This window comes from Neptuniibacter caesariensis, assembly GCF_000153345.1.
GTDB classification, from domain to species: Bacteria; Pseudomonadota; Gammaproteobacteria; order Pseudomonadales; family Balneatricaceae; genus Neptuniibacter; species Neptuniibacter caesariensis.
The window spans coordinates 674811-700504 of the sequence record NZ_CH724127.1; the positions used below are offsets into that span (position 1 = coordinate 674811).

The 25694-nt window shown below is 46.4% G+C and carries 26 protein-coding genes; 15 read left to right on the forward strand and 11 right to left on the reverse strand.

Translation table 11 applies throughout. The features are described from left to right. The first annotated feature begins 18 nt into the window (after positions 1-18). Positions 19-1047: an NAD(P)H-dependent glycerol-3-phosphate dehydrogenase gene (locus MED92_RS16950; protein WP_007022815.1), complete on the forward strand. Its 1029-nt coding sequence runs from the start codon at positions 19-21 to the stop codon at positions 1045-1047. Then, the gene (sixA, locus tag MED92_RS16955; protein WP_007022816.1) at positions 1044-1496 is read left to right on the forward strand and encodes a phosphohistidine phosphatase SixA; all 453 of its coding nucleotides are present in this window, start codon (positions 1044-1046) and stop codon (positions 1494-1496) included. Before MED92_RS16950 ends, sixA begins: the two co-directional genes overlap by 4 nt. On the opposite strand, the gene MED92_RS16960 is transcribed toward sixA, so the two are convergent. After that, positions 1493-3289, reverse strand: coding sequence for a PglL family O-oligosaccharyltransferase (locus MED92_RS16960; protein WP_007022817.1), 1797 nt, complete (start codon positions 3287-3289; stop codon positions 1493-1495). The two genes, sixA and MED92_RS16960, sit on opposite strands and share 4 nt — an antisense overlap. Before the next feature lie 102 nt (positions 3290-3391). Here MED92_RS16960 and MED92_RS16965 point away from each other — a divergent pair, with 102 nt between their 5' ends. From MED92_RS16965 to MED92_RS16975, 3 genes are read left to right on the forward strand one after another with little or no spacing between them, the layout of a single operon-like run. Next, entirely contained in the window at positions 3392-4231 is an 840-nt protein-coding gene (locus MED92_RS16965; RefSeq protein WP_007022818.1) for an alpha/beta fold hydrolase, read from the forward strand. 21 nt (positions 4232-4252) lie between these two features. Next, positions 4253-5083, forward strand: coding sequence for a DUF4892 domain-containing protein (locus MED92_RS18735; protein WP_007022819.1), 831 nt, complete (start codon positions 4253-4255; stop codon positions 5081-5083). A 15-nt stretch (positions 5084-5098) separates the two neighbouring features. Beyond that, positions 5099-5992 (forward strand): patatin-like phospholipase family protein, encoded by an 894-nt coding sequence (locus MED92_RS16975; RefSeq protein ID WP_007022820.1) that lies wholly within the window; start codon positions 5099-5101, stop codon positions 5990-5992. On the opposite strand, the gene MED92_RS16980 is transcribed toward MED92_RS16975, so the two are convergent. Beyond that, positions 5985-6548, reverse strand: a complete 564-nt coding sequence (locus MED92_RS16980; RefSeq protein WP_007022821.1) for a Smr/MutS family protein — start codon at positions 6546-6548, stop codon at positions 5985-5987. The two genes, MED92_RS16975 and MED92_RS16980, sit on opposite strands and share 8 nt — an antisense overlap. Positions 6549-6613: 65 nt before the next feature. Here MED92_RS16980 and prmB point away from each other — a divergent pair, with 65 nt between their 5' ends. The 4 genes from prmB to MED92_RS17000 all read left to right on the forward strand — a co-directional run bounded on the left by prmB (position 6614) and on the right by MED92_RS17000 (position 10789). Continuing rightward, a complete protein-coding gene (gene prmB / locus MED92_RS16985; RefSeq protein ID WP_007022822.1) occupies positions 6614-7543 on the forward strand; it encodes a 50S ribosomal protein L3 N(5)-glutamine methyltransferase in 930 nt (309 codons plus the stop codon). Between the two features lie 42 nt (positions 7544-7585). Further along, positions 7586-8677, forward strand: coding sequence for a chorismate synthase (gene aroC / locus MED92_RS16990; RefSeq protein ID WP_007022823.1), 1092 nt, complete (start codon positions 7586-7588; stop codon positions 8675-8677). A gap of 85 nt (positions 8678-8762) precedes the next feature. Further along, positions 8763-10022 carry a threonine/serine exporter family protein gene (locus tag MED92_RS16995; protein WP_007022824.1) on the forward strand — a complete coding sequence of 420 codons (1260 nt, stop codon included), beginning with the start codon at positions 8763-8765 and terminating at the stop codon, positions 10020-10022. A 53-nt stretch (positions 10023-10075) separates the two neighbouring features. Continuing rightward, on the forward strand, positions 10076-10789 hold the full coding sequence (locus MED92_RS17000; RefSeq protein ID WP_040663457.1) for a lytic transglycosylase domain-containing protein: 714 nt from the start codon (positions 10076-10078) through the stop codon (positions 10787-10789). Between the two features lie 2 nt (positions 10790-10791). Here MED92_RS17000 and MED92_RS17005 read toward each other — a convergent pair whose 3' ends face one another. Continuing rightward, the gene (locus MED92_RS17005) at positions 10792-11643 is read right to left on the reverse strand and encodes a LysR family transcriptional regulator (protein WP_007022826.1); all 852 of its coding nucleotides are present in this window, start codon (positions 11641-11643) and stop codon (positions 10792-10794) included. A 100-nt stretch (positions 11644-11743) separates the two neighbouring features. Here MED92_RS17005 and MED92_RS17010 point away from each other — a divergent pair, with 100 nt between their 5' ends. Continuing rightward, complete coding sequence (locus tag MED92_RS17010) at positions 11744-12406, forward strand: glutathione S-transferase family protein (RefSeq protein WP_007022827.1); 663 nt, start codon at positions 11744-11746, stop codon at positions 12404-12406. Between the two features lie 63 nt (positions 12407-12469). On the opposite strand, the gene MED92_RS17015 is transcribed toward MED92_RS17010, so the two are convergent. The 4 genes from MED92_RS17015 to MED92_RS17030 form a co-directional block, all read right to left on the reverse strand. Then, positions 12470-13240, reverse strand: a complete 771-nt coding sequence (locus tag MED92_RS17015) for an amino acid ABC transporter ATP-binding protein (RefSeq protein ID WP_007021745.1) — start codon at positions 13238-13240, stop codon at positions 12470-12472. 12 nt (positions 13241-13252) lie between these two features. Continuing rightward, the gene (locus MED92_RS17020) at positions 13253-14353 is read right to left on the reverse strand and encodes an amino acid ABC transporter permease (protein WP_007022828.1); all 1101 of its coding nucleotides are present in this window, start codon (positions 14351-14353) and stop codon (positions 13253-13255) included. A gap of 15 nt (positions 14354-14368) precedes the next feature. Beyond that, positions 14369-15550, reverse strand: a complete 1182-nt coding sequence (locus MED92_RS17025) for an amino acid ABC transporter permease (protein WP_007022829.1) — start codon at positions 15548-15550, stop codon at positions 14369-14371. 76 nt (positions 15551-15626) lie between these two features. Next, complete coding sequence (locus tag MED92_RS17030; RefSeq protein ID WP_007022830.1) at positions 15627-16640, reverse strand: amino acid ABC transporter substrate-binding protein; 1014 nt, start codon at positions 16638-16640, stop codon at positions 15627-15629. 465 nt (positions 16641-17105) lie between these two features. Between MED92_RS17030 and speE the strand changes: the two genes are divergently transcribed. The 4 genes from speE (at position 17106) to phaR (ending at position 20086) form a co-directional block, all read left to right on the forward strand. Further along, on the forward strand, positions 17106-17960 hold the full coding sequence (speE, locus tag MED92_RS17035) for a polyamine aminopropyltransferase (protein ID WP_040663461.1): 855 nt from the start codon (positions 17106-17108) through the stop codon (positions 17958-17960). A gap of 97 nt (positions 17961-18057) precedes the next feature. Further along, positions 18058-19221 carry an MFS transporter gene (locus MED92_RS17040; RefSeq protein ID WP_007022832.1) on the forward strand — a complete coding sequence of 388 codons (1164 nt, stop codon included), beginning with the start codon at positions 18058-18060 and terminating at the stop codon, positions 19219-19221. A gap of 73 nt (positions 19222-19294) precedes the next feature. Further along, the gene (locus tag MED92_RS17045; protein ID WP_007022833.1) at positions 19295-19552 is read left to right on the forward strand and encodes a DUF6489 family protein; all 258 of its coding nucleotides are present in this window, start codon (positions 19295-19297) and stop codon (positions 19550-19552) included. 54 nt (positions 19553-19606) lie between these two features. Then, on the forward strand, positions 19607-20086 hold the full coding sequence (gene phaR, locus MED92_RS17050) for a polyhydroxyalkanoate synthesis repressor PhaR (RefSeq protein WP_040663189.1): 480 nt from the start codon (positions 19607-19609) through the stop codon (positions 20084-20086). 26 nt (positions 20087-20112) lie between these two features. Here phaR and speD read toward each other — a convergent pair whose 3' ends face one another. The 4 genes from speD to MED92_RS17070 all read right to left on the reverse strand — a co-directional run bounded on the left by speD (position 20113) and on the right by MED92_RS17070 (position 24077). Next, the gene (gene speD / locus MED92_RS17055; RefSeq protein ID WP_007022835.1) at positions 20113-20922 is read right to left on the reverse strand and encodes an adenosylmethionine decarboxylase; all 810 of its coding nucleotides are present in this window, start codon (positions 20920-20922) and stop codon (positions 20113-20115) included. A 159-nt stretch (positions 20923-21081) separates the two neighbouring features. Further along, positions 21082-22146: a class III poly(R)-hydroxyalkanoic acid synthase subunit PhaC gene (gene phaC, locus MED92_RS17060; RefSeq protein ID WP_007022836.1), complete on the reverse strand. Its 1065-nt coding sequence runs from the start codon at positions 22144-22146 to the stop codon at positions 21082-21084. Positions 22147-22149: 3 nt separating this feature from the next. Further along, positions 22150-23136 carry a poly(R)-hydroxyalkanoic acid synthase subunit PhaE gene (locus tag MED92_RS17065; protein ID WP_007022837.1) on the reverse strand — a complete coding sequence of 329 codons (987 nt, stop codon included), beginning with the start codon at positions 23134-23136 and terminating at the stop codon, positions 22150-22152. Positions 23137-23201: 65 nt separating this feature from the next. Next, a complete protein-coding gene (locus MED92_RS17070) occupies positions 23202-24077 on the reverse strand; it encodes a LysR family transcriptional regulator (protein WP_007022838.1) in 876 nt (291 codons plus the stop codon). A 185-nt stretch (positions 24078-24262) separates the two neighbouring features. Between MED92_RS17070 and leuC the strand changes: the two genes are divergently transcribed. Further along, complete coding sequence (gene leuC / locus MED92_RS17075; RefSeq protein ID WP_007022839.1) at positions 24263-25681, forward strand: 3-isopropylmalate dehydratase large subunit; 1419 nt, start codon at positions 24263-24265, stop codon at positions 25679-25681. Positions 25682-25694 lie beyond the last annotated feature (13 nt).

Consider the following 25694-nt stretch of genomic DNA (forward strand, 5'->3'; position numbering starts at 1 on the left):
ACGTGGCGAGTATTTTTTATGACTGTTTTGAAAAAGGTTGCGGTACTTGGTGGTGGAAGTTTCGGTACTGTAATTGCGAACCTGATCGCGGAAAATGGATATGATGTTCAGTTGTGGATGCGCGATCAGCAGCGAGCGGATCAACTTAACTACGAACATGAAAACAAGCGTTACCTGCCTGGTTATTCACTTTCTGAGAAAGTGGTAGCGACATCTGATTTACAATCAGTTGTACAGGATGCTGAGCTAGTATTTGTTTCTATTCCCAGCCAATCTTTTAGAGATGTTATCAAGCAGGCGAAGCCATTTATAAACGAAGGGCAGATGTTTGTTAGTACGACTAAGGGAATTGAGGCAAAAACATTTAGCTTAATGAGCGAGATCCTCAGTGAGGAATTACCCGGCGCTCAAGTGGGTGTTCTAAGTGGTCCAAACCTGGCTAAGGAGGTGGTGGCCAAGCAGCTGACTGCTACCGTTGTAGCTAGTGAGTCACAGTTACTTCGTTCCAGTGTTCAGACAATACTTCACTCATCATACTTCCGTGTTTATGCCAGTTCTGACACTTATGGTGTGGAGTTGGGAGGAACGCTTAAGAACATCTACGCTATTGCGGCTGGACTCAGTGCTGCACTAGGTATGGGCGAGAATACTCGGGCGATGTTAATGACGCGTAGCCTTGCAGAAATGAGCCGCTTTGCTGTTTGCATGGGCGCTAATCCAATGACCTTTATTGGGTTAGCGGGTGTCGGAGATCTGATTGTTACCTGTATGTCCCCCTTGAGCCGCAACTACAGAGTGGGTCATGCTCTGGGAGAGGGTAAAACATTAGAGGAAGCCGTTGAAGCCTTAGGGCAGGTTGCTGAAGGTGTGAATACCATTAAGCAAGTTAAAGAGAAAGCATCGGAAATGCAGGTATATATGCCTCTCGTGACGGGTTTGTATGAAGTTGTGTTTAATCATGCGCCTGTTGCTGAAGTGGTTAAAATGCTGATGATGAATGAGCAAAGCACTGATGTTGAGTTCGTGCTTCCTCGTGGGGATATATGAAGATCTTCGTTATGCGCCATGGAGAGGCCGAGTTTCACGCCAGTAGTGATAAGTCACGTCAATTGACAGTGAGAGGTCGGTTGCAGGTTGAAACGAAAGCGAAGTCTATTCTGTGCCTTTTATCTGAGGTTGATATCATTTTACACAGCTCTTATACCCGAGCGAAGCAAACTGCTGAGATCATGGCAGATACGTTGAAGCTTAAAGATGTTGAAGAGCTGGAGCATTGGACGCCAGACTCTGATCCCCGCAATGCAATTTCTTCCCTTGAGGGGGTTGTAGATCGAACCCCGCTTATTGTTACCCACATGCCTCTCATTTCCTATGTAGAGGCGCTCTTATGTGATGGGAATATGGTAAGCCCCGCCGGTTTTAATTGTGCTGAGATTGTTCAAATTGAAGCAGAGTGGCCGGCTATTGGGCTTGGCTTTAATGCAATTCGTTTTTAATCGCGTTCCAACCCTACGCTATCGGAATCTTTATTAGGGCTTTGTGCTGACTCTTTGTTTATCTTTTCACTTAGTTCCAATAACCCCATATCCTCAGAATAGATTGAAAGAGCATGTTGTAATGTCCTTCTGGCATTATTTTCATCGCCTAAATAATGATAGGCGATAACTAAATCTCGATAAGTCTGAGGGGCAGGAACTGTTTTTAGGCTGTTTTCTGCCCATTGTATATAGGTTTTAGCGGGCTCTAACTTCTTTCCCTTAATCCCTAAAAAAAGCTGCCTTCGTAATGCAAGGTATGTGGCATATTCGCGGAAGTAGGCATTATTAAGGGCTGGTAAGAGATTTTGAGGATAACTCTGATTCAATTGAAGGTATTTTACTATTCCTGCATTAGCGCTTTGAGCATTAACAAGCGCAAAAGAGCTAACTAAGCTAATGAAAAAAAATGATAGTGAGATGGTTGTTCTTGCTGCCGTTGAAATGACTTCAGTTGAAAATATTTTTTTATCGTAGTTATGACATAAAAATAAAAGGAACAGGAAAAGTAACCAAGGCGTGTTGGAAATGTAGAAGGGTAATTCGACCTGTGTGTGAAGGGTGATTGGAATTAGTAATGCCGTCAGCGAGAGCCCTTTACGCCATCCTAATTTATAAAATAGAGTTAGAGTAGCTGCTACGGCGCATAAGATACCAATGACAGAGAGCGCGCCACCCTCTACTAACCAGAATATGAACTCATTATGTGGGTGCGAAAAGCGTGGGGCATCTCCAAAAGATGTAATTCCTTGGGTTTGTATATCTGCTCTTCTTTCCTGAAAAACTTTCTGAAAACTGCCTAAACCATGTCCAATTAAAGGGGATTCTTTGAATATTTCCCATGATTGAATATAGATCTTCCACCTAATATCGCCTTCCATTCCTCCTATGTTTGTAATGCTGCGCTCAATCTTATTTGAGGTGGAGATAACCCCTTCTTTGCCTAAAAAACCGCCGATACACATTGTTAGCAAAAGGCCTATGAGAATGCTTTTCTTCGTGCATAGCTCTTTCCAGCGGCTTATCAGCATAAGTGGGAGTGAAAGGGCAATACCAAGAAGACCTACTCGTGAACCACTTAGGGACACGGTGTAGCTCGCAAAAAAGGCAGTGATGATCAGTAACAGCGTGACAGCAGGGCTAATTTTCGACTGAGTGAAAGAACTTGCAATATAGAGAATTAAAACCAACATCGTAACCATAAATGATGTTTGGATATTAATCTGCTGAAAGATCCCGACAGGGGTTTGGCTAGGGCTGAATGGGATAAAACTGAAGTGTTTTGACCAGCCTAAGGCTTGGGCAAGTCCAAAGAAAGCAGCTATAAATCCCATTAACACCACAATAATCAGTGCGTTAACAATTTGCTGCTTGGTTAGGCGAAATTGGAAAAGGCTAAGAAAGAATAGATAGCCTCCCGTGATAGCAGATAATCTGACCAACCATTCAGTAGGATTATTATTCACGGCAACAAAGCCGGTAATCCAAGCACCAATGGGCATTAAAGCCAGCCCAAACCAATATCTAGGAAGGACGATTTCATTGGTACGGTAGATCATGAAACTGGCGGCTGCGATGATCCAGGTTGCAACAATCCAGATAGTGCTATTGTGCGGTATAAACAGCCCTTCGCCGCCTAAATTAGGTTGGTAATAGAAGGGGGCTATTAGAAACAAAATTCCAAATAGAGCAAAAAACAGTTTTTGAGGTTTTTTATAAGAACTGTCCTGTTTCAACTGTAAAGCAAAGCTCATTGAAGTTGTCCTAACAAAATAGTAAATAGCCCATGCATCAGTATGTTATCTTATTTCTAAAGCTTTTGTGTAACTGATTAATTGTTTTCGAGAAGAGTAAAGATGAGCCACGAAATAGTGTTAAATGCTGCGGGATATCAGATGGTAGCGGTTGAATATGGCGAGCCGAATGGTAAGCCTATGCTGGCACTCCATGGTTGGCTGGATAATGCGGCTACTTTTTTTGAGATGGCCAAGTACCTAAAAGGGATAAAGCTGATAGCGTTAGATTTGATTGGGCATGGCCGTTCAGAGCACAGGCCTAAGCCTATGCCGTATCATATTTGGGATAATGTCGCTGATATTCATGGTGTATTGGATGCGCTTGAGTTAGATAAAGTTGATTTAGTTGGGCACTCAATGGGGGCAAGCATCGCAATGTTGTTTGCGGCTACTTTTCCCGAGAGAGTTAATCGTCTCATGTTGATTGAAGGTCTGGGACCATTGGCTTATGAGGTTGATAAACTACCGGAACTGCTATCAGACGCGATTGTCAAAAGAAACAGAATGTCGGATAAAAGCCTCCGGCCTTACAAGACATGGGAAGCGGCTGTTAATGCACGTATGAATGGCCGTTGGCCCGTTTCCCGTGAAGCCGCCGAAGCTCTTTTGGAAAGGGGGTTAACACGAACAGCAAAAGGATACATCTGGAGTAACGATCCAAAGCTTTTGATGCCCTCGTTAGTTCGTTTTAGCCCTGAACAGATCTCTTCTTTCCTAAAATCCGTAAAAGCAGAAGCTATAGTTATAAAAGCGACAAAAGGTGCAGCCGATACAATAATAGATCGTTGGATTGATGATCTTGAGAAAATTGAGTTAGTTGAGATCGAAGGAGACCATCATCTCCATCTGGTACCTGAAGTTGCCAAAATACTTACCGGAAGATTGAATGCTTGGGTATGAGTTACTGAATAGGGAAAGCTGATGTTAAGGTTGTTGATTGTTCTATGGACGTTATCCGGTCAGCTTTATGCTGCGAGTGATATTCGGGGTTCTGCTGATTCAAATCTACTGGAGCGATTTCCCCGTTCGTTTATTGTTCAATATGAGGAGATTAAAGATCATGACTACCGCTTAGTTCTTGGTGGTTTGGAGAAGATAAACGGCGTTTTAGCACCTGAAAAGCAGCAACTAATTAATGGTGATTTAACTCGAATTACTTACAGAATTCCTGATAATCATACGCCTGATGAGGCATTCGAAAGCTTCACTCGTCAACTACAAGCGCTTAGTGCGGAGCGATTATTTCACTGTGTAGGCAGGGAGTGTGGAAGCAGTAACCAATGGGCGAATAATATTCTTAAGTATTCTCGCCTTTATGGGGTTGATAAGACCCAGCAATTTTCTGCTTCTAAGCTTCGAAACACATACATCTCATTGTATTCAGTGCGTAGGGGGAATAAGCGTGTTTATCTTCGCCTTGACCTGCTTGAATCCGCACTGATGGATTTATCCGAAGCTTTGATAAGCGGGGTTCAAACAGAATTGCTAGAGCAGGAAGCTGAGCTTTCTCAGATAAGTGATTTCCTCAAAGAAAATGTCTCTAAGCGTATTTGGATTATTTCCCATGATAACCAAGAAGGTGGAAGGCAAGAGCAGCTTGATAGGTCCATAGAAGCCGCAGAGGCGTTTAGAAAACGTTTAATAGCTTCTGGCGTGTCAGAGGAGAGGGTTTTGATTCATTCGCTTGGTGGTTTTTCCGCTGCTGGCAATGAAAGCATTTCAGGTATCTCTGTGGTGACTGAAGATATGTAGGGAGGCAGCAATCTTATGGCAACAGTATCTCTAGTGTTAGGAAGTGGTGGCGCGAGAGGGTATGCACATATAGGTGCAATTGAAGAGATTCAGCGACGTGGCTATGAGATTGTTTCTGTATCAGGTAGCTCGATGGGTGCTTTGGTCGGAGGACTTTATGCCGCAGGTAAGCTGGATGCATACAAAGAATGGGTTTCTTCACTGAACTGGATGGGGGTCGTCAGACTTCTGGATTTTACCTTGTCTAAAGGCGCTATCCGCGGTGACAAGGTATTTGTAAAACTTGCTGAAATCCTGGGTACACCTGACATCGAGAGCCTGCCAATCGATTTTACAGCGGTTTCAGCCGATATTGCTCACCAAAAAGAAGTTTGGTTCCAGAAAGGCTCTCTACTCGAAGCGATTCGCGCTTCTGTCGCTGTACCTGGCTTGTTTACGCCGGTGATTAAAGAGGGAAGGGTGCTGGTTGATGGTGGTGTTCTTAACCCTTTACCCATTATCCCGGCTGTAGCGGCTCAGGCGGATCTTATTATTGCGATTGACCTGAATACCGGAGATTCATCACATAGTCATTTGAAGCTGCCAACGAATAAGTATCTGAAGCGTAGTGGTATGAGTGATGAATGGCATATGCCTGAAGTCGACCGTAAGCCCTCGGGTACAAATGTGGAGCAGAAAAGTGATTCAATTGGTGGGCGGATGGATATCTTGCTGAATTCGGTTGAGGTTATGCAGGCGAGCCTGGCCGAATATAAGATTGCTGGTTATCCACCAGATCTGATTGTGCGTATCCCCAAAGACCTTTGTAGCTTCTATGACTTCCATCGCGCTGCTGAAACCATTGAATACGGCCGCCTGGCAACACGTGATAAGCTAGAAGCCCTCGAGCAGGGAGAGCCTATTAATTAGTACTTTTTTTCAGGAGTACGTAGAGAGCCCCGGTTCCGCCATCCTTAGGTTGGGCTGAACAAAATGCCAGAACCCCATCCAGGCGTTTAAGCCATTCATTAACATAAGATTTAATTAATGGTTCCTGGCCTTCAGAAGAATACGCTTTACCGTGGATAACAATGACTGATCGGGCTCCGGCTTTACGGGAATCATAAATAAACTTGCTCAACTGGTCGCGGGCCTGGTCGACGGTATAGCCATGCAGGTCTATCCCGCCTTCCCAGGGGATGTGGCCCTGTTTCAGTCGCTTCAAAACGCGAAGTTGAACCCCTGGGTTGGCAAACAGTAACTCTTCACTGGATTCAACCAGCTCTACCGCTTCATCAGATAGGCCATCAATGACTTTATCATCGGCTAGCGTCGCTGCATGACGGCGGTAACTTGAATTATGATCTTTCTTTTTTCGAGTTGTTTTTTCAACAGATAGATCGGCTTTGTCATGTTTATGTCGGGTAACGCCTTGCATCGCGTCTGCGAATGAGAATTCGTTTTCTGTATCGTTTGGGTCTTTCATGGTGTTACCGAACAAGTTTTATTAAGATGGCGTCTTTAATTTAACAAAAAAACGGTTCTGACTGAATGAGTGAACATAACTCAAACGAAAAAAGGGTTACAGATCAATTGCATAGCCTTCGCGATTATATTAGGTATGCGATGAGCCAGTTTGGGAAAAATAAAGTCTATTTTGGTCATGGAACAGATAACGCCTGGGATGAAGCTGCTCAGTTGGTTCTCGCAGCTGTAGACCTTTCCTGGGACGTTAATCCCGCCGTTTTAGACGGTCGATTGACCCTGGATGAGAAAACAAAGGTATTGAGCTACATTCAGCAACGCGCAGTCGAGCGCAAGCCACTGCCTTATATTACGGGGGAGTCATGGTTCTGTCAGCTGCCTTTCTATGTTGACGAACGGGTACTCATTCCTCGTTCCCCAATTGCTGAATTAATTGAAGCAGAGTTCGTTCCCTGGTTGCGTGAAGGCCCTGTTGAGCGTGTTCTCGATCTTTGTACGGGTAGTGGTTGTATCGGTATTGCTTGTGCGTATGCTTTTGCTGAGGCTGAAGTGGATCTGGCAGATATTTCCAAGGATGCCATCGACGTTGCACATATGAATATTGAAAAGCACGAGATGGCGGAGCGGGTCCATGCAATTGAGAGCGATCTGTTCTGCAATCTTAAGGGCAAAAAGTATGATCTGATTGTTAGCAATCCTCCGTATGTTGATGCTGATGATTTAGCTTCAATGCCTGAGGAGTATGACCATGAACCTGAGCTAGCTCTGGGTTCTGGGCCTGATGGGCTGGATATAACGCGTCGTATTCTTGCTGAAGCTAATGATTATCTCACCGATGACGGTTTGCTGGTGGTTGAGGTAGGAAATAGCGAAGTGCATATGATGGAGCAATTTCCGGAACTACCCATCGTCTGGATAGAGTTTCAACGAGGGGGTAATGGGGTATTTGCGATTACTGCTAACGAACTGCTCCAATACCGGGAGAGTCTGGTATAATCCCCGGCCACTATTTTAGATTGTGTTAGATGGAAGACTGAGATGTCAGGAAATACGTACGGTAAACTTTTCACGGTCACCACCTTTGGTGAGAGCCATGGTAAAGCGCTTGGCTGCATAGTTGATGGTTGCCCTCCAGGCATCGAACTGACAGAGGAAGATCTGCAGATTGATCTGGACCGTCGCAAGCCTGGTACGTCTCGTCATACAACCCAGCGAAGAGAAGCTGATGAGGTTGAGATCCTTTCTGGTGTGTTTGAAGGTAAAACAACAGGGACTCCGATCGGCCTTTTGATCAAGAATACGGATCAGCGCTCTAAAGATTACTCGAATATTGAAGAGACCTTTCGACCAGCACATGCAGATTATGTGTATACGCATAAGTATGGTTTCCGTGACTACCGTGGCGGTGGGCGTTCTTCTGCTCGTGAGACCGCTATGCGTGTTGCTGCCGGCGCTATTGCTAAAAAGTTCCTTGCAGCTAAAGGCATCGAAGTTAAAGGTTACCTTTCACAATTAGGTCCAATCAAAATAGATGAAGCTAACTTTGACTGGAATGAAGTGCCGAATAACCCTTTCTTCTCTCCAGATGCTGCATCGGTTCCTCAAATGGAGGAATACATGGATGCGCTTCGTAAAGAGGGCAATTCTATTGGTGCTAAAATTAGCGTTGTCGCTTCTGGCATGCCCGTCGGTTTAGGTGAACCCATCTTTGATCGTTTGGATGCTGATCTCGCTCATGCTCTAATGAGTATCAATGCCGTAAAGGGTGTAGAGATCGGTGATGGTTTTGCATCAGTAGAACAGAAGGGTACTGAGCACCGTGATGAAATGACCCCAGAGGGATTCTTATCTAATCATGCCGGCGGTGTGCTAGGTGGTATTTCTACGGGACAAGATCTGGTAGCACATATGGCGCTAAAACCTACATCGAGCCTGCGTCTTCCAGGTCGAAGTATCAATAGCCGTGGTGAGGAGATCGAGGTGGTGACTAAAGGTCGCCATGATCCATGTGTGGGTATCAGAGCGACACCTATTGCTGAAGCCATGATGGCGATTGTCCTGATGGATCACTTCTTAAGGGATCGGGGTCAGAATGCAGATGTTAAATCTGAGGTCCCGGTGATTACCTGAACCTGATATCGCCAACTAAACTTCTGAAAGGATAAATTAGCGATAATTTATCCTTTTTTGCTTTTTATACCCTGGAAATAAACTGATGTCTTTTGATCTGATTGATCACTTGTCGCTGGACAAGCAACCTAATTTCCCGCCCAGAACGCTGCCGGTGGGTTTCATGCTTCGCCTTGCCAAAGCCTTGCATACATACGGTATGACGGCATACGAGTTGGAAAACACGATGAAGCATGTCGGACAGAAGCTGGGGTTCGGTGTGCAATGTCTTGCTCAGCCAACCAATCTGATTATGAGTTTCTCGCATCCCGATGAGCCGGAACCCAAGACCTATGTGTTTAGGGTAGAGCAGGGGGAGGTGAATCTGGAGCGTCGTATCCAAGTGCATGAAGTTGTGCGCGGTGTAATGTCAGATGAGATGAGCGTAGCTGATGGTGCTTATCAGCTTAAGTCAATCTCTAACTCAGGGGTAAGATTTGGTCTTAAAGGGCAGATGGCAGGGTTTGGTTTGCTTTCTGCAGGAATCGCCCATCTCCTAGGTGGTGCGGTACCCGAAATTGTCGTGGCTTTAATCATTGGAATGATAACGGGGCTTATCGCGGTTAAATTTCTTAAAACGGATTCCCTAAAGTATCTGTTCCCGACACTATCAGCGATTATCTCAGCGCTTCTAGCTAACTTTGTTGCAAGTTTGGGTTGGCTAACCTCGCCTTATATTGCAACTGTAGCGGGCGTGATAGTGCTGGTTCCAGGCTTACCTCTAACAACAGCCGTTGCTGAGTTAGCAAGACAGAATATGGTGGCCGGTACTGCTCGTTTGGTTTATGCAGGGACGATTTTCCTCCAAATTGGCTTTGGTGTAGCTATAGGTAATGCCATCGGTATGGGGTTGTTTCCTTTTCAGGAGGTTAGCCTGGAATGGTATTTACCCAATTGGGCTTTGTGGCCAGCTATCGCTATAGCAGGGGTCGGTTTGTGTTTCTTGTTTCAGTGTCGCCCACAAGATATGCATTGGGCTGTTCTGGGAGGGTTGATCGCCTTTGCCGCGACCTGGTATGGATCCCAGTTGTTTGGTCAGGTGATGGGAGCATTTATCGGCGCGTTTGTTACGGGTTTAGTATCGAATCTATTTGAGCGGTTATCTGGTATCACCAAGGCGGTGATGTTATTGCCAGGAATTATCCTTCTGGTACCTGGGAGTGTCGGTTTTCAGAGCTTATCGTTGCTGGTGGAGAAAAACATAGTAGAGGGTATCGATACTGCGTTCAGTATGAGTTTTGTAGCAATTGCGCTTGTGACCGGGCTCTTGTTTTCATCGCTGATTTTGCCCCCAAAAGAGATTTGAATCGCTGAATTTCTTGCTAAACTGCGAGTATGGGTAAAAGGAAATTGCTAAGTTTGATACGCCATCTATCATCCATTACAGCGCTTTGTATGTGTCTGGGGGCTTCAACGCTGGTGGCATCGGGTGAGATCAGAAAGATCGTGCACCCGGATGGGCGTGTTGAATATACCAATCTCAATGATAAGCAGCGGGCTGTTCATTATACCAATACTTCCAAATCCTCCACGCAAAGCGTCTACAGGTATCGTAATAACCAAGGCGTATTATCGTTTACTGACCAGAGGCCAGTTGATTTTGCTTTTGAGGTTTTACGATTTGACTGCTTTGCTTGTGGTGTTTCCTCTCCCGTTAACTGGCAGACAACTCCATTGAACCTTAAAGCGTACAGGGACGTAGTAAAAGTAGCTGCCAACCAGTTTGGAGTGGATGAGGCACTTGTTAGGGCCGTTATCCATGCTGAGTCGGCCTTTCGTGAAAAAGCAGTGTCACGGGCGGGAGCGCAAGGCTTGATGCAATTGATGCCGGCAACGGCGAAAGATCTGGGTGTCTCGGATAGTTTCAATGCGACGCAGAATATCCATGGGGGCACAAAATATCTGGCTGCACTGTTAGATAGCTATTCCGGGGACCTCACACTGGCGACGGCAGCCTACAACGCAGGCCCTGGTGCGGTAAGGCGTTATAACGGCGTGCCGCCCTATGCTGAAACTAAGGCTTATGTTGAGCGTGTTGCTATTCTTCGGGATAGATACGCAAAGGCGCTTTAATTTCAATTATTTTGCGTGTCGAAGAACTGTTTACTAAGGCTGGCCGCAAGCGCGCTGCCAAACATCGGATGGGGTACCGGAGCAGTAGCTAAAACAATGTCGACTGAAGGCAGAGCAGGGAGCTCGACATCATCAATAACCTCAAGCCCTTCTGTTACGCTTGAAGTTGCCATAGCGCTTATTCCCAGTCCCTGTTTAACTAAGCTCTTAATTGCCGTAGCACTTGAAGAGCTGCAGGCTAATCGATAATTCAATCCCTGTTTCTCCATGCCGTCTATGGCTGTGCTGTGAAATTTGCAGTCAGGTTCATATAAAACCAGTGGAACGGGTTTAAGGTGTGCGAGTTCCGGAAAGCCCCCATGAACCCAGACTCCTGTGTCATGTTTGAGGAGATAACCCTCTTCGGCTTCTGGAGCGCGAGTTAAAATAGCGGCGTGAACGTCACCTGCGTCAAGCATAAGTCGTAGCTTGCTACTACTATCACAGCATATGCGTAGATTTTGTTCAGGAAGGGCTTCCCTTATCAGGTTACTGAGTAAGGGCAGAATAGATTCCGCATAATCATCTGGACAACCAATTACGAGCGGCGGATGGTTATGGCTTTGACTGAAATTACCAATCGCCTCGTCGTGCAATGCGATAATCCGGCGAGCATAGCTGACCAGTTGTTGCCCTTGCTCAGAGAGTGATAGATTTCTCCCCTCTTTTACAAACAGGGTGTGTCCGGTTTCTTCCTCCAGCTTTTTCATCTGCATGCTGATGGCGCTCTGAGTTCTGAAGGTTTGTTTTGCCGCACGAGTAAAACTTCCGGTATCAACGAAGGCAATAAAACTTCTTAGAGCATCAATATCCATAAGGTATCCATCAGCAGATCGAATAGAAGCTATCAAAACTATTCGTTAGTCACGGGGAAAGCAAGTTGCAAGAATAGATTCCAATGAAAGGAGGAGAGAAATGGAACTCTATATTGGTAATAAAAACTATTCATCCTGGTCTTTGCGTGGCTGGTTGGTTCTTAAGGCGTTTGACATCGAGTTTGATGAAGTGCTCTTAAAGCTCTTCAGTGAAGAGTTCTATGAAACTTTGAAAGGCAAAACCCCGGCATTGAAAGTCCCCACGTTGATCGACGGTGATGTCACTGTCTGGGATTCTCTGGCGATTTGTGAATACGTCAATGAAACTTACCTAAACGGTAAAGGCTGGCCTGCTTCAGCTGCTGATCGCGCTAGAGCCCGTGCTGTCGTTGCCGAAATGCACTCTGGATTTATGGCCCTACGTAACGAAATGCCAATGAATTGCAGGGCTAAAAGAAAAGTTTCGCTGAGTGATGAAGCAGTAAAGGACGTACAAAAAATAGATGCGCTCTGGGCTGATCTACGGGAAAGCTTCGCTGGAGAGGGGCCATGGTTATTTGGAAAGTTCTCTATTGCGGATGTTTTTTATGCGTCGGTTGTGCTGCGCTTCGGAACTTATGGGATCAATGTTTCTGAAAATTCTGCGCAATATATGGAAACGGTTTTCGGCTTGCCTGCATTACAGGAGTGGCTAGAAGAGGCGCTGAAAGAGCAAGACGTTGTTGAGCTAGATGAAGCTGGGGTAGATATAGATCCAGCTTAATAAAAAAAGCCGCTCACTCCTGAGAGTAAGCGGCTTTGCTTTCGCTGGAAAGTCAGTGAAAGATTAGTGATCCAGGATCTGGCTGAGGAACAGCTGTAGTCGATCCGTCTGAGGATTATTAAAGATCTCCTCAGGCGTGTTCTGTTCAACAATCTCACCCGCATCCATGAAGATAACCCGATCGGCTACTTTCTTCGCAAAACCCATCTCATGGGTTACGCATAGCATCGTCATACCTTCATTGGCCAGTTCGATCATTACATCCAGTACTTCCTTGATCATTTCCGGGTCAAGGGCTGATGTCGGTTCGTCAAACAGCATTATCTCCGGGTTCATACACAGGGAGCGAGCGATCGCCACACGCTGCTGCTGACCACCAGATAACTGTCCCGGGAACTTGTTCGCCTGATCAGGGATCTTAACGCGCTCCAGGTACTTCATCGCCGTCGCTTCAGCTTCTTTCTTCGGCTTCTTCTGCACCCAGATCGGGCCCAGCGTCAGATTCTCCAGAATTGTCAGATGCGGGAACAGGTTGAAGTGCTGGAATACCATACCCACCTCACGGCGGATCGCTTCGATATTCTTAACGTCTTCGATCATCTCCACACCATTCACCGTCAGGGAGCCGCGCTGGAACTCCTCAAGGCGGTTGATGCAACGCGTCATGGTGGATTTACCGGAGCCCGAAGGCCCACAGATAACGATCTTTTCGCCTTTTTTAACCCGCAGGTTAATGTCTTTCAGTACATGGAACTCGCCATACCACTTGTTGAGATCCTTGATAACGATGATGTCATCGTTATTTTCGTTAGTTTTTTCTTGTTCTACGCTCACAAGGAGTTCCTCTTAATTCTTATGGCTGGTATCGAGTTTGCGCTCAATCGACGCACTGATGCGTGACATGCTGTAACAGCAGATCCAGAAAACGATAGCTACAAACAGGTAGCCTTCAGTGGAGTGGCCGCCCAGCCAGTTCGAGTTTGTCAGGGCTGTCTGAGTGGTGCTCAGCACTTCGAAAATACCGATGATGAGCAAGAACGTGGTGTTCTTAAACAGCATGACAAAGGTCGCCAGAATGTTGGGCATCGATACTTTGATCACCTGTGGCAGGATAATCAAAAGCGTTTTCTGCCAATAGCTCAGACCCAGTGAGTCCGCCGCTTCATACTGTCCGGTCGGAACCGCCTGGAAACCACCACGGAACACTTCCGCCATGTAGCCCGCCATAAACAGCGTCAGTACGATCCACACACGCACCAGCTTGTCGACGTTGGTACCTTCCGGGAAGAACAGTGGCAGCATCACCGAACCCATAAAGAACAGGGCCAGTACCGGTACGCCACGGAAAAACTCGATCAGAAGAATACTGACGCTTTTAATAAACGGCATCTCTGAACGACGTCCCAGAGCCCAGACAAAGCTCAGCGGGAACGCAACGATGATACTGGCGGCTGCCAGTAGTACGTTTAACGCAAAACCGCCCCAGTAGTCTGTAGAGACATACTCCAGACCGATCCAGCTTCCATCCAGAATCAGAATGCAGACGAATGGCAGCAGAAGAAACGCCGGAATAGAGAACTTATTACGCCAGTCCTTGTTGAGCAGTTGTGAAGACGCGATCACACCAATCAGCATCAGGACGCACAGGTTGATACGCCATAGCTCTTCGGTCGGGTAACTCCCATAGAAGAACTGTTTCGACCAGGCAATCACGAACACCCAGCACGCGCCGTCTTTGGTGCAGGCATCCTGAGTGGTGCCAGACCAGTTCGCAGAGATCAGCAGCCAGTCCACCAGAGGCGGAATAACCGTTGCCAGCAACGCCAGAATCAGCAACGTCGCAATCGTGTTTGCGGCAGAGGAGAAGAAGTTGTCTTTAACCCAGTGAATCGGTCCAACAGTATCGTTTGGCGCCGGCTGATCGGGTAATGGTTTAAATTCTTTCATATCAGTCAGCTCCCCTTATCGTTCCGTCAACGCAACACTGCTGTTGAGTCGGTTCATCAGGAATGAGATCGTCATGTTAACCACGAAGTATACGGCCATGGTCATGAAGACGATTTCGATCGCCTGACCGGTCTGGTTCAGGGTGGTGCCCACGAACACAGTAAACAGGTCGGGGTAACCGATCGCTGTGGCCAGCGTCGAGTTTTTAACAAGGCTCTGATACTCGCTGTTCAGCAGAGGCACGATGACACGCATCGCCTGAGGCACAATGATCAGTTTCATGATCTTGCCCTCTTTCAGGCCAATGCTACGCGCGGCTTCTGTCTGACCATGAGGAACGGCCTGAATACCCGCTCGCACGGCTTCCGCAATAAACGCACCGGTGTAAACGGTCAGGGCTAAGGCCAGTGCCATCAGCTCAGGTATCACGGTGATACCGCCACGGAAGTTAAAGCCTTTCAGGTAAGGAATGTCCCAGGCAAAAGGGAAACCCATCACAATCAATGCCAGCAGGGGAAGACCAAATAGCATACCCAGGCTTACCCAGAGTACAGGGAACTGTTGCCCGGTATCGTCCTGGCGTTTCTTCGCCCAGCGTTTCAGCACAAAGATGCCAATGATCGCCGCAGCAATCGCAGCATAAACAACGGATGCGCCGCCTTCAGGGGTTAGCCCCGGGAAGTACAGGCCACGCACGTTAAGGAAAATGACCTCACCCAGACTCATACTCTGGCGTGCACTTGGCAACGCAGCCAAGACTGCAAAGTACCAGAAGAAAATCTGCAGCAATAAAGGAATGTTACGGAAGGTTTCAACGTAAGCGGTTGCCAGTTTACGGATCAGCAGGTTATGGGAGAAGTGTGCAACCCCCATGATAAATCCGACCATGGTCGACAGAATGATGCCGATAATTGAAACCAACACGGTATTGAGTAAGCCTACGATAAAGGTACGGCCATAAGTATTGGTCGCATCGTAGGGAATGAGTGACATCAGGATGTCAAAACCTGCCGTGTTAAACAGGAAGTCATAACCACTTTGAATGCCTCGAGCTTCCATATTCGCCAGCGTATTGCTGATGATGCTATAGAAGAAGTAGCCAAGCCCAAACAACAGGAGCAGCTGATAGATAATCGAGCGATTTCTAGGGTTATTGAAGAAAGAGGGTGAGGATTTCACCTGCGGCTTTTCAGACATAATTAAGCACTTATCTTCAGAAGGTTATAAGTAAAAATAGCAGAGGGACATAAAATGTCCCTCTGTTTTGTCCTTCTTAACGTACTGGAGAAGAGTACATGATGCCGCCCTTGTTCCACTGGGCGTTAAGACCGCGGGAAATCTTCAGAGGAGAACCCTGACCCACGTTACGTTCAAAGCTTTCGCCGTAGTTACCCACCTGCTTAACGATGTTGTAAGCCCAGTCGTTGCTGATGCCCATTTTCTCACCGGAATCAGTATCAACACCCATCAGACGCTGCTGGCCTGGGTTACCCTGTGATTTAGCCTGATCAGCATTGGCGCTGTTGATGCCCATGAACTCAGCTTCAACCATCGCGTAAACAGACCACTTAACAATGTTAAACCACTGATCATCGCCCTGACGTACTACAGGACCCAGAGGCTCTTTAGAGATAACTTCAGGCAGTACCATCGCAGAAGATGGATCTTTCAGACCGATACGCAGTGCGTACAGCTGAGACTGGTCAGACGTCAGTACGTCACAACGACCGCTTTCGAAGCCGGCACGAGTCTGGTCAGACGTATCAAACGTGATTGCGTTATAAGTGATGCCATTAGCACGGAAGTAATCCGCCAGGTTCAGCTCAGTGGTTGTACCTGCCTGGATACATACGGCTGCGCCGTCCAGATCCAGTGCGCTGCTTACGCCCAGATCTTTAGAGACCATGAAGCCCTGACCGTCGTAATAGTTAACACCTGCGAAGTTCAGACCCAGAGACGTATCACGGGTATGTGTCCAGGTCGTGTTACGAGACAGAATGTCGATTTCACCTGACTGTAGGGCGGTGAAACGTTCTTTTGCTGTAAGCGGTTTATATTGCACTTTGCTCGCATCGCCCAGAACAGCGGCGGCTACCGAGCGACAAACATCTACGTCCAGTCCGCTCCAGGTGCCGTTCTCATCTTTCTGAGAAAAACCTGCCAGGCCAGTACTCACACCACAAGAGACACTGCCTCTTTTCTGTACATCCTCAAGGGTGCCTGCTTGAGCACCGAAAGAAAGGCCAAGTGCCAGACCTGTTGCGATCACTGAGGTAAGTCGTTTCATTACGTTTCTCCGTTTGTAAGGATGGCGATAATGCCGTAATTGCTTTAGTTGTTATTGTTCTTAAATATAGCGAACAGATTTAATAAAACTTGCTTACTAGCAAACCTAGCAGAATATATACCAACCTGCTGGCGAAATTAGACTTTGGTATAATCATGGCTGTAAGCCTTTAGTTATAAGGCCTACAGCCTATTCAATCAAAAACTAATATTTTGATACATTGCTCCAAAATGGTGAGGTGCGCACTAAAACTGCTCTCTAACTTATTGAGGTGAGCGAATATGTCAGTATTATTGAATGAAAATGTTACTCGTGTGTAGTTGTTTTACATGAGTAAATATAGCTTTGTTTTTGCGTTCTTTAGGGGTATAAATGCGCTCCAGTTGAAGCTTTCAGCGAACTCAACCCATTCTTACTATTTCAATGACATTTGGAGCATTACCGCTTTAAATGGGTGTTAATTTCATGACTACAAACTATAAAGAAACTTTACATAAAGGTTACGGGCAGGCTTTCGATGTAGAAGAGGTCTTGTTTGAACAACAGACTGATTCTTGGCATCTCATTATTTTTCGTAATCCGGTCTACGGGACTGTGATGGCACTAGATGGCATCATCCAGACAACCGAACGTGATGAGTTTGTATATCATGAAATGTTAACGCATGTGCCTATCCTTGCGCATGGAAAGGCAAAGCGAGTGCTGATTATTGGTGGGGGTGATGGTGGTATTTTGCGAGAAGTTTGCCGCCATAAAAGTGTTGAACATGTTACACAGGTCGAGATTGACCAGGCTGTAATCGACATGTGTAAAGAGTATCTGCCTAATCATTCGGCGGGTGCATTTGATGATCCGCGTGCAAACATTGTTATTGCAGATGGAGTTGAGTACGTAAACTCTACGGATGAAAAGTTCGATGTGATTATTTCAGATTGCACTGATCCGGTTGGACCAGGCGAAGTCCTTTTCTCCAGTCGTTTCTATGAAGGTTGTAAAAGCCTTCTTAATGAAGGTGGCGTATTTGTCGCACAGAACGGTGTGCCATTCCTTCAGCAGGATGAAGTCATCACAACCCGTCGTCGCCTGAGCCCATATTTTAAAGATCAGAGCTTTTATGCGGTTGCGGTTCCAACCTACATTGGTGGTGTAATGACTTTAGCCTGGGGTTCAGATAACGAATCGCTTCGGCAGCTTGATCTCTCCGAGTTGCAAAAGCGTTTTGCGGACAGTGGTATCACAACTCGTTACTATAACCCGCAAACTCATCTGGGCTGTTTTGGCTTGCCCCAATATCTGCTCGACGCATTAGATAAAGCCTGAATAGACATCGATGTATTAGATAAAGCCGGTGCACGTTGAGTGAACCGGCTTTTTTGATTGATAATCTGATTGTTTTGGATTGATAAGGTAAAACGTATTGGATAGTTATATCCGGCTTTCTGGTTTCTACTTCTTCTATTTTGCGCTGCTGGGTGCGTTGGTACCTTATTGGTCTCTCTATCTAAAATCTTTTAATTTCGATGCGCAAACCATTGGTAGCTTAATGGCATTGCTGCAGATGTCCCGAATTGTCGCGCCGAATTTATGGGGGTGGCTGGCGGATCGAAGTGGAAAGCGAGTCCAAATTGTGCGTTTTGGCGCATTGATGACCTGGATAATGTTCATCGGTATCTTTTGGCAGGATACTGCTGTGGGTATTGGCCTGGTGATGCTTGGATTTAGTTTTTTTTGGAACGCCGTTTTACCGCAGTTTGAGGTTATAACACTTCGTCAGTTAGGGGATGCGAAAAACCGCTACAGCAGAATCCGATTGTGGGGATCTGTCGGATTTATTATCGCGGTTGTCGGTATTGGTGCTCTTCTGGATTATCTTTCTATCACCTGGCTTCCCTGGATCATGTTAGCCATGATGTTGTTAATCTGGTTAAACACACTGTTGATTCCACGCGTGGCAAAGAGCACAGGTCAGATCGAGAATGTTATTCGTGGTAAAGGGTTTATCGAGTTACTACTACGTCCCCAGGTCATCGCTTTTTTTTCCATCTGCCTCCTTATTCAGTTTGGCCATGGCGCCTACTACACCTTTTACAGTGTCCTTATGGTGGATGTAGGTTATAGCCGCGCTGAAGTGGGTTTGTTGTGGGCTATTGGTGTTATTGCTGAAGTAATCGTTTTTATCTACATGCACTGGATGCTGCAGCGCTGGGGTATCAGGGCGATTATGATTGTGAGTCTGATGCTCTGTGTTTTGCGTTGGTTGTTAATTGGCCTGGTTCCGGAAAATCTCCCGCTAATGCTGCTTGCACAAACCCTCCATGCTGCAACATTTGGTGCGCTGCATGCGGTGGGTATTGCCCTGGTAAATCATTACTTTACCGAGCAAACTCATGGTCAGGGGCAGGCTCTCTTTTCCAGCTTTGGTTTCGGTTTAGGCGGTGCGCTTGGTGCATTTGTCAGTGGTTTGTTATGGGACGATTTTGGTGTTCTGGTGACCTTCGGATTATCTGCTGCAGCAAGCTTTGTTGCGATTTTGCTAGCTTTGATCTGGATCTATCCGGAAAAAGTGCAGCAAAACAATTGATTTGAGTATTTTGCACCGCCGAATTTTTGATATAGGATTAGTATATAGTTCTGCCTGATAGAGGAGTCAGGGTGTGAAGTTCAAAATCGATATTGATATGTCTCCGGAAGAGCTGCGCAAAGTTCTGGGATTGCCAGATGTGCAGAAATTTCAGCAAGATATGATGGATAAGATTACGGAACAGATGGAAGCTGGGGTTGAAGGATATGATCCCCTTACTCTGTTTAAGCCTTATTTGACCAGCGGCTTGGGTTCTATGGAAGCGCTGCAAAAATTGATGCTTGGCATGATGACTTCCGGATACGGCAGTTCAGATAATAAAAAAGACTGATCAAGGTGAAGTGATCAGGTATATCCAAGGGAATGTTACGAGAGAGATAGTGAATTGCGTATTCTAAGAAAATATACAAATCGCCGTTTGTACGACACTTCAAGAAGCTGCTATGTGACGCTGGATGATGTGAAGCAGCTGGTGCTGAATGGTGAGGCCTTTAAGGTAGAAGATTCAAAGACGGGTAATGATTTGACCCGAAATATTCTGTTACAAATTATCAGCGAGCAGGAAGCGCAAGGTCACGGAACCTTATTAACTAATCAGGTACTGCAGCAATTGATCCGTTTCTACGGTGATAGCATGCAGGGCATGATGAGTCAGTATCTTGAGCAAAGCATTGCATCGTTTCTGGAGCACCAGGACCGTATTCGGGATCAGATGCAGACCATGATGGGTGCAGCAAATCCGCTGACGATGATGAACCGCATTGCCGATCAGAATATGCAGATGTGGGGGATGTTCAAACCCGGAGAGGGGGAGCAACCTCCAGGGGCAGAGCCTACAGCTACGCCCGAAGACAAAACTAAGTAATAAAAAGGCCGCTGTAGCGGCCTTTATTATTTCATGTCTGGCATATTTCGCCCATAGAAAATTTCGCTCATCTCTTTGTAGAGGCGTTCGGTAATCTCCCGCACTTCTTCTTCGAGAAGCTCCTCTTTGGTTGTGCCAAACAAGTAGGTGTTCAGATCTACATCTTTTAGCATCATTTTCGTATGGAAGATGTTTTCCTGATAAACATTTACATCCAGCATTTGATACTGGTCGTGGATGTCATCAGTGAAAAAGTTTTGGATCGAATTGATATCGTGATCAATGTAGTGCTTAACACCATGAATATCGCGAGTAAAACCGCGCACTCGATAGTCAACGGTAACAATATCGGATTCCAGGCTATGGATCAGATAGTTGAGTGCTTTCAGCGGAGAAATAATACCGCAAGTAGACACTTCGATATCAGCACGGAAAGTACAGATTCCATTATCTGGATGAGCTTCCGGATAGGTATGAACACAGATATGGCTTTTATCCAGGTGTGCGACTACTGAATCTGGCATAGGGCCAGGTTTCTCAGTGGTGTCGACGTTATCAGCATCTTTGATTGGCTCTTCAGCCACAAGGATGGTGACACTGGCCCCTTGCGGATCATAGTCCTGGCGGGCTACGTTGAGGATGTTCGCACCGATGATGTCACAGCATTCGCTGAGAATGTCCGTTAGACGTTCTGCGCTGTATTGTTCATCAATATATTCAATGTACTCTGCCTTCTGCTCAGGCGTTTTTGCATAGCAGACATCATAAATACAGAAGCTCAGGCTTTTAGTCAGGTTATTAAAGCCCTGAAGCTTGATTTTCCCGTTACTTGGCAAGGCGGTACTCTCCGAATCGGTACGACAAAAAATAGACGCGCGATTTTAGTCGACAATTTCGCTGGTAGGAAGCAAAAAATGCGACAAATCAGCCTGAAAAACACTCATAACTGATCTTAGTCGAGAGATATTGGGTGGCAAGTGACTACAGCGGCCTGTTTAGTCTCTTTCTGCTAACCAGTTGACGATAGCTGGAGCAACCTGGGTTTGCGATTTCCCTGATACAAATACACCAATATGACCGGCTTTGACTTCCATCTCTTGATAATCAGCCGAGTTAACGTGGTCAGCCAAAGCGGTAGATGCTTTAGGTGGAACCAGGTGGTCGAAGCTACCGAAGATATTAAGTACAGGTTGAGTGATTTTGCCCAGATCGACCTGTTTATCACCGATCATTGCTTCGCCATGAATCAGCTTGTTTTGCTGGAAAAACTGAGTGATAAACTCTCGAAAGGCTTCCCCAGCCTGGTCCGGGCTGTCATAGATCCACTTCTCCATTCGCAAAAAGCTGAGAGCGCTCTCCCGGTTTTCCAGCTGGTTTGGCATCCCCAAGTTTTTCTGCACTCCCAGTCGCATCGGCATGAGAGAGTTGTAGGAATCGTTTAGCATACTGCCTGGAATATTGCCGTAGGTTTCAACGGCAAGATCGGCATCAACATATTTTGCCAAATGATAAAGCAGGTTATCTTCGGTTTGAAAATCAACCGGTGTAACCATAGTGATCAGGTTTTTGATCTTTTCCGGATTGAGTGATGTGTAACACAAGCTGAATGTGCCGCCCTGGCAGATCCCCAGGAGGTTAGTCTTTTCAACACCCGCATGTGCGAGAACACTTTCAACACAGTTATTAACGTATTCATTGATATAGTCATCCAGATCCAGATAGCGATCTGCGGGATCTGGATAACCCCAATCAATTAGGTATACATCGAGCCCAGCTTCTAATAACCGCTGTAGCATGGAACGCTGACTTTCCAGATCGATCATGTATGGACGGTTGACTAGCGCGTAACAGATAAGAAGAGGGGTATTGCAGCGTTTGTCGCCTTGGGCCTGATAAAAGCGCAGGCGAAGTTTATCTTCGGTGTAGATCACCTCATACGGGGTGGAATCCACATCTACCTCTTTTAGCTGGGCCAGGGTGTTGTAGCTCTTTAGCAGCTTGCGATTAAACTCGAACAGTTCGTGGGCTACTTTGGCTGGATCCAGATCAAATGCCTTCATCGCTTAATCCTCTTTAGCAGCTTTCTTGAGCGCGGAAATTTCTTTGCGCAGGCCGTCGATCTCTTTTTTCATTTCCATAATCAGATGGGCGGCGTTTTCCGACTGGAGCTGGTTCATTTGCTCACTGATGGATTGCACTTCACGTTTCTGAACCCGCATCTCTTTACGTAGCTGGTGCTGACGTTTAAGTGCTGTATCCAGTCCCTTACGAGTTGCCAGGCCGACTGATTGAAAATGAACGTCCCTGACATCCTGAGCAAACTTCCGTAATTGCATCAGAGCATTGCTGATGCGGCCATGGGAGCGTTGATAAGCATCGGTAAAAACGGTTTTTGAGTAAGCTGATTCATAAGCATCTACCCAGATATCATGGAGCTGCTGCAAGCTACCTGCCTTTGCCTCACCTTGGCTCAATGTTTGTAGCATCTGTGAAGTCGCATGCTGATTGATTGAGTTGTAGTGGACGATATATTCCTTTAGCGCTTCCTGATACTCGATGGTTAATTTGATCGTTTCGCGAATTTGTTCCTGATTCTCTCGGTTACCACCAATAACCGGTGTTTCAAGAAGGCTTTTCATTCCGCTGATAAACGGATTTTCAAACATCAGGTCATCGCGGAAACTGTGGGTCTTAAACAAAGCGGCGAATTGTTCAGGTAGCTGCCACTGTTGCATCAAAGCATCCGCTGTTTGCGATTGCATATATTGAGAGAACTGCTCAACCGCTTGATTGAGGTGTTGCTCGCTGCCAGAACGAAACTGTTTAAGTAGCTCTTCACCATAAGCTGTGAAGTTAGTGGATTGCGCGCCCAGAATATCTAAAAGCTGAGAAAACTGCTTGGGGGCTTCCTGGCTGGCCTCTTTCTGGTTTTTGGCTAAAAAGTCAGCCCAGTCACCAGGGGTGGGGGCTTCCGTACCGGAAATCAGTTTCTGCCAGTATGCCTTTTGTGCATCCAGTAGTTCTTCCATCGATACGTTATTGTTTTCCATTAGCCAGAATCTCCGCTTCTCTCTATAGGGTCATCTTATTACATGTTGCGGGTGCTTACATCTGCTTAACGCTCACTTCTTAACATCTCTACCAGATGGGTAGCGGCATTGGATAGTGTACGGTCGCGGTGGAAAATAATGCCGAGATTACGATGAACCGGCTCTGAATCAACAACATTAAGCACTTTCAGTCCTTTGTCGACCAGGCTTTCAGGCAGGAGGCTCCAGCCGAGACCGATGCTTACCATCATGCGAATCGTATCAAGGTAATTTGTCGACATGGTTACATTAAGTTCAAGCTGATGTTGTTGGAAAAGTAGCTCTACTAAGGAACGGGTAAATGTATTGCTGCCGGGCAATATAGCGTTGAAGTCAGTTAACTGTTTAAGATCAATTTCATTAAATTCTGCCAGCGGGTGGTCTTCGGCCACTACATAGTGAAGAAGATCATCCCAGACTATCTCAGAATGAATGGAAGGATCAGGTTCAGGGGAAAGGGTGATTAAAGCAAGCTCCAAATCGCCTTTCAGTACGCCTTCGTAGGCGACCTCGGACTCTGCAAACTGAAGATCCAATTCAACTTTAGGGCATTCTTCACTGAATTGCTTAAGCAGCGGGGGGAGGCGGTGCAAACTGATGTGATGACTGGCCGCGAGGGATAGTGATCCGCGAATCTCGCCCGCTGTTAGATTGCCTATAACTCGCTTTGCATCGTCAAGCCTGAGCAGGATATCCCGTGCTCTTGGTAGCAGAGCATTGCCAGCCTCTGTCATGGAAACCGTTCGGCCTATGCGGTCAAAAAGGCGGCTATTAATCTGATCTTCTAACTGTGCCACCCGTTTGCTGACAGCTGATTGTGTCAGGAATAAGTTTTCAGCGGCCTTGGAGAATGAGCCTGTTTCGGCGACAGCAAGGAAAGCTTGTAAAGAGTGTGTATCCATAAGGTACGGCCTGCTTTAGGAGCTGTAGTTTTATAGGAAAGTTAATCTATTCCTGTTTGGAATTCAAACTATAAAAATTATGAATTTGTGTTCTAGTTTGGGCTGCACTAGGATAGCTGCATAAGTTAATTAGCCGGCGAAGTTGAGCATGCCAGGCTGATCAGAAAAACAAGAGGTGAGGGCCCATGGCTGGTAAAACGTTATACGATAAATTGTTCGAATCGCATTTGGTTCGTACCAATGATGACGGCAGTTCTTTAATTTATATCGACCGTCAGGTTCTGCATGAAGTAACTTCCCCGCAAGCGTTTGAGGGTCTGCGTATGGCGGGTCGTCAGCCATGGCGTATCGATGCGAATATCGCGACACCTGATCATAACGTGCCCACTACTGAGCGTTCTGGTGGTGTTGACGAGATTGTTGACCCTGTTTCTAAAATTCAGGTGAAAACTCTGGACAGTAACTGTGATGAGTTTGGCATCTTAGAATTTAAAATGAACGACCAGCGTCAGGGTATCGTGCACGTTATGGCGCCAGAGCAAGGTGCGATCCTTCCAGGCGTCACCGCTGTTTGTGGTGATTCCCACACAGCAACACTAGGTGCTTTAGGGGCGCTGGCTCATGGTGTAGGTACATCAGAAGTTGAGCATGTATTGGCAACTCAGTGTCTGATCACTAAAAAAATGAAGAACATGCTGGTTCGTGTTGATGGTGAGCTAGGCATCGGTGTGACACCAAAAGATGTTGTGTTGCACGTGATTGGCGTGATCGGTACCGCGGGTGGTACAGGTTATGCGATTGAGTTTGGCGGTGATGTCTTCCGTAACATGTCTATGGAAGGTCGTATGACCGTCTGTAACATGGCGATTGAAGCGGGCGCGCGTGTTGGTTTGGTTTCTGTTGACCAGATCACGCTGGATTATGTTGAAGGTCGACCGTTTGCCCCGAAAGGCGAGCAGTGGGATATGGCTGTCGCGGCGTGGAAAGATCTTGTTTCTGACAATGATGCTGAGTTTGATGAAGTCGTTGAAATCAACGGCGCTGATATTGAGCCACAGGTTACCTGGGGAACATCTCCAGAGATGGTGGTTGGTGTTTCTGCGCAGGTGCCTAACCCAGCTAACGAAACGGATCAGGTTAAGATTGATGGTATCAATCGTGCCCTTGAATACATGGGTTTGAATGCTGATCAGAATATTACTGATATCAAGCTTGATCGTGTATTCATCGGCTCTTGCACAAACTCTCGTATTGAAGACCTGCGTGACGCTGCAAAAGTAGTTGAGGGTCGTAAAGTGGCTGGCAACATCATTCAGGCTTTGGTTGTACCGGGTTCTGGCTTGGTAAAAGAGCAGGCAGAGAAAGAAGGTTTGGATAAGGTCTTTACTGCAGCAGGTCTGGAGTGGCGTGAGCCTGGTTGTTCAATGTGTTTGGCAATGAACCCGGATAAATTGGGTAATGGTGAACACTGTGCATCTACTTCTAACCGTAACTTCGAAGGCCGTCAGGGCTTCGGTGGACGTACTCATCTGGTTAGTCCTGCTATGGCAGCAGCTGCAGCAGTGACAGGTCACTTCATCGATGTACGTGAGTTGATTAAGTAAGGTATCAGGAGAG

What these genes read in the sequence shown, in the direction of transcription:
- prmB (WP_007022822.1), top strand. Translation starts at nt 6,614, where the DNA reads ATGAGTGAACATAACTCAAACGAAAAAAGGGTTACAGATCAATTGCAT.
- sixA (WP_007022816.1), top strand. Translation starts at nt 1,044, where the DNA reads ATGAAGATCTTCGTTATGCGCCATGGAGAGGCCGAGTTTCACGCCAGT.
- leuC (WP_007022839.1), top strand. Translation starts at nt 24,263, where the DNA reads ATGGCTGGTAAAACGTTATACGATAAATTGTTCGAATCGCATTTGGTT.
- MED92_RS16960 (WP_007022817.1), bottom strand. Translation starts at nt 3,289, where the DNA reads ATGAGCTTTGCTTTACAGTTGAAACAGGACAGTTCTTATAAAAAACCT.
- MED92_RS16950 (WP_007022815.1), top strand. Translation starts at nt 19, where the DNA reads ATGACTGTTTTGAAAAAGGTTGCGGTACTTGGTGGTGGAAGTTTCGGT.
- MED92_RS16965 (WP_007022818.1), top strand. Translation starts at nt 3,392, where the DNA reads ATGAGCCACGAAATAGTGTTAAATGCTGCGGGATATCAGATGGTAGCG.
- MED92_RS17010 (WP_007022827.1), top strand. Translation starts at nt 11,744, where the DNA reads ATGGAACTCTATATTGGTAATAAAAACTATTCATCCTGGTCTTTGCGT.
- MED92_RS17030 (WP_007022830.1), bottom strand. Translation starts at nt 16,640, where the DNA reads ATGAAACGACTTACCTCAGTGATCGCAACAGGTCTGGCACTTGGCCTT.
- phaC (WP_007022836.1), bottom strand. Translation starts at nt 22,146, where the DNA reads ATGAAGGCATTTGATCTGGATCCAGCCAAAGTAGCCCACGAACTGTTC.
- MED92_RS16995 (WP_007022824.1), top strand. Translation starts at nt 8,763, where the DNA reads ATGTCTTTTGATCTGATTGATCACTTGTCGCTGGACAAGCAACCTAAT.
- aroC (WP_007022823.1), top strand. Translation starts at nt 7,586, where the DNA reads ATGTCAGGAAATACGTACGGTAAACTTTTCACGGTCACCACCTTTGGT.
- speE (WP_040663461.1), top strand. Translation starts at nt 17,106, where the DNA reads ATGACTACAAACTATAAAGAAACTTTACATAAAGGTTACGGGCAGGCT.
- MED92_RS17070 (WP_007022838.1), bottom strand. Translation starts at nt 24,077, where the DNA reads ATGGATACACACTCTTTACAAGCTTTCCTTGCTGTCGCCGAAACAGGC.
- MED92_RS17020 (WP_007022828.1), bottom strand. Translation starts at nt 14,353, where the DNA reads ATGAAAGAATTTAAACCATTACCCGATCAGCCGGCGCCAAACGATACT.
- MED92_RS17025 (WP_007022829.1), bottom strand. Translation starts at nt 15,550, where the DNA reads ATGTCTGAAAAGCCGCAGGTGAAATCCTCACCCTCTTTCTTCAATAAC.
- MED92_RS16980 (WP_007022821.1), bottom strand. Translation starts at nt 6,548, where the DNA reads ATGAAAGACCCAAACGATACAGAAAACGAATTCTCATTCGCAGACGCG.
- MED92_RS17065 (WP_007022837.1), bottom strand. Translation starts at nt 23,136, where the DNA reads ATGGAAAACAATAACGTATCGATGGAAGAACTACTGGATGCACAAAAG.
- MED92_RS17005 (WP_007022826.1), bottom strand. Translation starts at nt 11,643, where the DNA reads ATGGATATTGATGCTCTAAGAAGTTTTATTGCCTTCGTTGATACCGGA.
- MED92_RS16975 (WP_007022820.1), top strand. Translation starts at nt 5,099, where the DNA reads ATGGCAACAGTATCTCTAGTGTTAGGAAGTGGTGGCGCGAGAGGGTAT.
- MED92_RS18735 (WP_007022819.1), top strand. Translation starts at nt 4,253, where the DNA reads ATGTTAAGGTTGTTGATTGTTCTATGGACGTTATCCGGTCAGCTTTAT.